The organism is Pseudomonas sp. (assembly GCF_026224925.1).
In the GTDB taxonomy this organism is placed as follows: Bacteria; Pseudomonadota; Gammaproteobacteria; order Pseudomonadales; family Pseudomonadaceae; genus Aquipseudomonas.
On sequence record NZ_JAMFRV010000520.1, the window covers coordinates 1 to 5,807 of the forward strand.

Consider the following 5,807-nt stretch of genomic DNA (forward strand, 5'->3'; position numbering starts at 1 on the left):
AGGCGGTGCGCGAGTTCGTCGCACCGTTGGGGCGTGCCGGCCATCCTGAAGAAATCGCCACATTGGTGGCCTTCCTGCAGTCGCAGCAAGCATCCTTTATCCATGGCAGCGTGGTGTTTATCGATGGCGGTATGGACGCCATGGTCCGTGCATCGCGTTTTTAAAAGGAACTCCCCATGAATAAAGTGGCATTCATCACCGGCGCCAGCCGTGGCATCGGTCGCGAGGCGGCGCTGGCGTTCGCCCATGCCGGTTTCGATCTGGCAATCAGTGCGCGCACTCTCGACGAGGGCGAACAGCATCAGCACGCCCTGCGCGATGCCGCCGGGGCGCCGCTGTCGGGCAGCCTCAACAGCACCGCCGAAGCCGTCCGCGCCCTCGGTCGGCGGGTATTGGTGGTGCCGATGGACCTGCTCGACAGCGCCTCGGTCCTCGGCGCCTGGCAGTCGGTGCTGGCCGAATACGGGCGCGTCGACGTGCTGATCAATAACGCGATTTATCAGGGCCGTGACCTCAACACGGGGTTTATGGACCTGCAACCGCAAACACTGGAGCGGATGTTCCAAGGCTACATTCTGGCGCCGTTCCTGTTAACCCAAGCAGTCGCCGCGCAGATGGTCGAGCAGGGCTCCGGGGTGGTGATCAACGTGACCTCTGGCGCAGGCGAAAGTGACCCTCCCGTCGCGGCGAGCAAGGGTGGCTGGGGTTATGCCTACGGTGCGGGTAAGGCGGCGGTATCGCGCCTGTCCGGGATACTGACGACGGAGTTAGGTGACGCGGGTGTGTGTGCCTACACCCTCAATCCGGGAGTGGTGACCACCGAGGCACTCAAAGTGACGATTGGCGAGAAGGGGGTGATCGCCCTGCGTGCCGGGAGTTGTCCGCCCTATGTTCCAGCAGCCGTGATGGTGTGGTTGGCGACTGCGCAAGAGGCGCCGCGTTATCAGCGCAGAACCCTTGCAGCGCAGCCTTTTGCACTGGAGCATGGGATCGTTGCCGATTGGCGTTGAATAGCTGAGTTCAGCGTCTGCGACAGGTCAACCTGTGGCAGGCGCTGGGGTGCAGGGCAGGGACTCAGGCTTGGCGACGCTGGCGGGCCAGAGTCATTGCAGTGTCTTCGATCATGTCCTCTTGGCCACCGACCATGCCGCGACGGCCCATTTCTACCAGGATCTCCCGCGCCGACACGCCGTATTTCTTCTCAGCGCGCTTGGCAAACAATAAGAATGAACCGTAGACCCCGGCGTAACCCATGGTTAGGGCATCGCGGTCGCTACGAATCGGGAAGTCCATGATAGGCACCACCAAATCCTCGGCGACATCCTGGATGCCGAACACACTGACGCCGGTTTCGATGCCCATGCGGTCGCACACCGCCACCAGTATTTCCATCGGTGTATTGCCGGCACCCGCACCAAGGCCCGCGCAGGCGGCGTCGATACGGTTGGCCCCAGCGGCGATGGCGGCGATCGAGTTGGACACTCCCATCGACAGGTTGTGGTGGCCATGGAAACCGATTTCCGTCTCTGGTTTAAGCGCCGCGCGCATCGCCGCTACTCGAGCCGAGACATCATGGGGCAGCAAGTAGCCCGCTGAGTCAGTCAGGTAGATGCAGTTGGCGCCATAGCTTTCCATCAGCAGGCCTTGTTTGACCAGGCCTTCCGGGCTGTTCATGTGGGCCATCATGAGAAAACCCACGGTGTCCATGCCCAGATTTCGGGCATGGGAAATATGCTGCTCGCTGACGTCGGCTTCGGTGCAGTGGGTAGCCACGCGGATGGTGTTGACCCCGAGTTCGTAGGCCATGTTCAGATGGTCGACGGTGCCGATGCCCGGTAGCAGCAAGGCCGAGACTTTGGCTTTTTTCATCAGCGGAATCACCGCTGACAGATATTCTTCGTCGGTGTGCGCGGGGAAGCCGTAGTTGACTGAGCTGCCGCCCAAGCCATCACCGTGGGTCACTTCGATCAGCGGTACGCCCGCCGCGTCGAGGCCGCAGGCGATGTCTTTCATCTGTTGCAGGCTAATCTGGTGGCGCTTGGGGTGCATGCCATCGCGCAGGCACATGTCGTGAACGGTGATGCGTTTTCCACGAAGATCCATGGTCGACTCCTTAAGCATGGGCGGGTTGGGCGGGGCTGGCTTGCAGCACCAGTGCGCCTTTGAGGATTTCTTCGGCGAACATCTCGGCGGTGCGCGCCGCGGCGGCGGTCATGATGTCGAGGTTGCCAGCGTACTTGGGCAGGTAGTCACCAAGGCCCTCGACTTCCATGAAGATTGACACGCGGTTGCCGTCGAACACTGGGCCGTTGACCAGCCTGTAGCCCGGCACGTAGCGCTGCACTTCAAGAATCATCGCTTCGATAGCCGCGGTGATCGCCGGTTGGTCAGGCTCGGTGGCGGTCAGGCAGTGCACGGTGTCACGCATCATCAGCGGTGGCTCGGCGGGGTTGATGATAATAATCGCCTTGCCTTTTTTTGCGCCTCCGACCTTTTCCACTGCACTGGACGTGGTGCGGGTGAATTCGTCGATGTTTTTCCGGGTGCCCGGGCCGACCGATTTCGAGGCGGCGGTGGCGATGATTTCCGCGTACTCCACCGGTTGCACACTGGACACGGCGGCGACCAGCGGAATGGTGGCCTGGCCACCGCAGGTGACCATGTTGACGTTCATCACGCCCAGGCTAAGGTTGGCCTTGAGGTTAACCGGTGGCACGCAGTACGGGCCGATAGCCGCCGGGGTCAAATCAATCATCAACACGCCCAGGGCATTGAGCTTGCGCGAGTTCTGCGCATGCACGTAGGCCGATGTGGCGTCGAAGGCGATCTGGATCTGGTCGTCGAGGACGTGCGGCAACAAGCCATCGACGCCCTCGGCGGTCGTTTTCAGGCCCATCTCACGGGCTCGCGCCAGGCCTTCGGAGGTGGCATCAATGCCGACCATCCAGACCGGTTCAAGCACTTCGCTGCGTAGCAGTTTGTACAACAGGTCGGTGCCGATGTTGCCTGGCCCGATCACCGCGCATTTGATCTTTTTGCTCATGGTCTATGGCTCCAGAGGAAGAAAGGGGAAGAAAGTCAGGGCACGAAGCGCAGGCTGGCATGACCCAGCCCGCTCATGGACAGAGTGATGCGGTCGCCGGCCACCACTGGGACCAGCGGCGCCAGGGCGCCGGAAAGAATGATTTCGCCCCGGCGAAACGGAATGCCCAGCTCGCCCAAGGTATTGGCCAGCCACGCCACCGCTTTGCAGGGATGACCTTGCACCGCGGAACCGAAGCCGCTGCCGGCCGGCTGGCCATTTTTAAGCAACTGCATTTCGACCTTGGCCAAGTCGATCCTACGTGGGTCGACACGCTGTATGCCGAGGGCGAACACCCCGCAAGAGGCGTTGTCGGCCACGGTGTCCTGAATGCGGATCTGCCAGTCGTCGATCCGCGAGTCGACGATCTCGAAGCACGGCGCGACCCATTGGCTGGCCGCCAGCACGTCCTCGGCGCTGATACCGGGGCCTTGCAGGTCTTCGCCGAGGATAAAGGCTATTTCGCCTTCGGCCCGTGGCTGGATCAGGTTGTGCTGGGCCAGGCTGATATCGCTGGCCTCTTCGACCTGCATGGCGTCGGTGAGGAAGCCGAAATCCGGTTGATGGACATCGAGCATTTCCTGGACGGCGCGGCTGGTAACGCCGATTTTTTTGCCAATAACCCGCTCGCCAAGGGCTTCACGGCGCTGCAGAAAATGCAGGGAAATCCGGTACGCCTGCTCGAGGGTGATCTCTGGGTAGCGCCTGGTCAGGGGCGCGAGTGTCTGGCGGGTGCGCAGGGCGTTGAATAGTTCGTCGCCGAGGGCTTTGGTTAAATGGGCGTCCATGGCAGAGGCTCTTGATAAAGGGAAAAAAAGCCTGCCCCAAACGATTCCGGAGCAGACATAGAGGAGCGGCTTTAGCCGGGCCAGACCGTCGAGTCGGCGCCGCCATCAACATCGATAATCTTGCCAGTGACCCACGCAGACGCCGGGCTCGCCAGGTACAGCGCGGCGGCGGCGATGTCTTGCGGTGTGCCCAGGCATCTGAGCGGGGTATTGGCTTCCATGGTCTGGCGCATGGTGGCTGGCATCACACCGTTCAGCGCTTCGGTCAGGGTTGGGCCAGGAGCAACGGCGTTGACCCGTATCTGCGGCGCGAAGTCCTGGGCCAACAGTCGGGTTAAATGGCTGAGGGCGGCTTTGGCGGTGCCGTAAGCACTGAAATGGCGCTGCGCATACCGTGCCGCCACCGAACTGATATTGAGGATGTTGCCGCCACCGGCTTCACGCATCAGCGGCACGCACAACTGGCAGAAGGCATAGGCGGTGGAAACATTGAAGTTCAGCACCTGGCCGAACTGCTCAGGGCTCATGGCCAGCGGGTCATTAGGGCCACCGCCACCGACGTTGTTCACAAGGTGAGTAATACGACCCAACTGCTCGTGGCTGTGTCTGACCAGTGCCTGGCGCTGCTCGGCGTCGTTGACGTCGCAGGCAATCGCCAGAGCACGCCGACCGAAGCCGCGCACTTCCTCGGCAACGGCTTGCACCTCTTCAAGCGAACGGGCGCAACACACCACGTCGGCACCGGCTTCGGCATACGCCAGGGCAATCGCCCGACCTATACCTCGGCTACTGCCGGTGACGATGGCGACGCTACCGTCCATTTGGAAACGCTGCAAAATACTCATGGGGTGCCCTGGCTCCGGGATGGATTAATGGGTCGGCTGTTATATAGACCCAATATCGCGACCAGGGCTTGCGCCGGCATCGTCTCAATGGACTAGCGGGCCTGCCTGCCTGCATAGCGCTTGAGTCCTAGTCCACTTTGACGATGAACGATTTGCCGCTCGATCCGATGATCCATGACAGCTGGCGCAATGGCGCAGTGTGATTGGGAGATTTGAGTGATGCAGAGCATGCGAGAAAAGACCCCGGACGAACGTGATCTGGTCGAACGTGCGCGGCGCCTGGTGCCGGCACTCAAGGCACGCACGGCGCAGGCCGACAAGGATTTGAAAGTACCCGAAGAGAGCATCGCCGCGCTGCAGGCCGCTGGACTGCTGCGCGCTTTGCAGCCGCGCGTTTTTGGCGGTTATGAAGTGGACCCACGAACCTTCTTCGAGATTCAGACGATTCTCGCCGAAGGCTGCATGTCCACAGCTTGGGTCTACGGCGTGATGGGGGTCCACCCCTGGCAGTTGGCGCGCTACCCGATCGAGGCGCAGCGCGAGGTCTGGGGCGACGATCACAATACGCTGATTTGCTCGACCTATATGCCGTCCGCCAAGGTCACGGTGGTCGAGGGCGGCTACCGCATCAGCGGCCGCTGGGGATTTTCCAGCGGTAGCGAGCACTGCCACTGGGTGTTGCTGGGCGGCATCCTGCCCGCGGACGGCGACTTTGCCCCTGAGCACGGCACCTTCCTGCTGCCACGCAAGGATTACCAGATAGAGCGCAACTGGGATGTTATGGGGCTGCGCGGCACCGGCAGCCACGACATCGTCGTCGAGGACGTGTTTGTGCCGGCGCATCGCGTGCAGCGCACCAATAACTGGACCCTCGAAGCAACGCCGGGACGCTTGGTCAACACTAACCCGATCTATGCAATTCCATTCGCTCAGGTGTTTTCCCGTGCGGTTTCGACCTCGGCCATTGGCGCGCTTCAAGGGGCGATCAATGAGTTTCGCGAGAACGCCGCCAAGCATATTGGCAAGCACGGCGCGCGCACTGCCGACGATCCGGTGGCGCAAACCGCCGTCGCTGAAGCGACCATCACCGTC

At 61.8% G+C, this 5,807-nt stretch carries 7 protein-coding genes; 3 read left to right on the top strand and 4 right to left on the bottom strand.

What is annotated here, in order from left to right; all coding sequences use genetic code 11:
- Both M0974_RS22030 and M0974_RS22035 read left to right on the top strand, forming a co-directional pair.
- Positions 1-164: SDR family oxidoreductase (locus M0974_RS22030; protein WP_297841712.1), on the top strand; the 164-nt coding region annotated here is incomplete at its 5' end.
- A gap of 12 nt (positions 165-176) precedes the next feature.
- Positions 177-1,010, top strand: coding sequence for an SDR family NAD(P)-dependent oxidoreductase (locus M0974_RS22035; protein WP_297841694.1), 834 nt, complete (start codon positions 177-179; stop codon positions 1,008-1,010).
- Between the two features lie 64 nt (positions 1,011-1,074).
- Here the strand turns inward: M0974_RS22035 and dmpG are convergent, their stop codons facing one another.
- From dmpG to M0974_RS22055, 4 genes are all read right to left on the bottom strand, one after another.
- Positions 1,075-2,103 (bottom strand): 4-hydroxy-2-oxovalerate aldolase, encoded by a 1,029-nt coding sequence (gene dmpG / locus M0974_RS22040; RefSeq protein WP_297841697.1) that lies wholly within the window; start codon positions 2,101-2,103, stop codon positions 1,075-1,077.
- A gap of 10 nt (positions 2,104-2,113) precedes the next feature.
- Positions 2,114-3,043 carry an acetaldehyde dehydrogenase (acetylating) gene (locus tag M0974_RS22045; protein ID WP_297841699.1) on the bottom strand — a complete coding sequence of 310 codons (930 nt, stop codon included), beginning with the start codon at positions 3,041-3,043 and terminating at the stop codon, positions 2,114-2,116.
- 35 nt (positions 3,044-3,078) lie between these two features.
- Positions 3,079-3,870, bottom strand: coding sequence for a fumarylacetoacetate hydrolase family protein (locus M0974_RS22050; RefSeq protein WP_297841703.1), 792 nt, complete (start codon positions 3,868-3,870; stop codon positions 3,079-3,081).
- A gap of 71 nt (positions 3,871-3,941) precedes the next feature.
- The gene (locus M0974_RS22055; protein WP_297841706.1) at positions 3,942-4,715 is read right to left on the bottom strand and encodes a glucose 1-dehydrogenase; all 774 of its coding nucleotides are present in this window, start codon (positions 4,713-4,715) and stop codon (positions 3,942-3,944) included.
- A gap of 219 nt (positions 4,716-4,934) precedes the next feature.
- Here M0974_RS22055 and M0974_RS22060 point away from each other — a divergent pair.
- Positions 4,935-5,807 (top strand): acyl-CoA dehydrogenase family protein (locus tag M0974_RS22060; protein WP_297841709.1); only part of this gene is annotated, 873 nt, incomplete at its 3' end.

What these genes read in the sequence shown, in the direction of transcription:
- M0974_RS22035 (WP_297841694.1), top strand. Translation starts at nt 177, where the DNA reads ATGAATAAAGTGGCATTCATCACCGGCGCCAGCCGTGGCATCGGTCGC.
- dmpG (WP_297841697.1), bottom strand. Translation starts at nt 2,103, where the DNA reads ATGGATCTTCGTGGAAAACGCATCACCGTTCACGACATGTGCCTGCGC.
- M0974_RS22045 (WP_297841699.1), bottom strand. Translation starts at nt 3,043, where the DNA reads ATGAGCAAAAAGATCAAATGCGCGGTGATCGGGCCAGGCAACATCGGC.
- M0974_RS22050 (WP_297841703.1), bottom strand. Translation starts at nt 3,870, where the DNA reads ATGGACGCCCATTTAACCAAAGCCCTCGGCGACGAACTATTCAACGCC.
- M0974_RS22055 (WP_297841706.1), bottom strand. Translation starts at nt 4,715, where the DNA reads ATGAGTATTTTGCAGCGTTTCCAAATGGACGGTAGCGTCGCCATCGTC.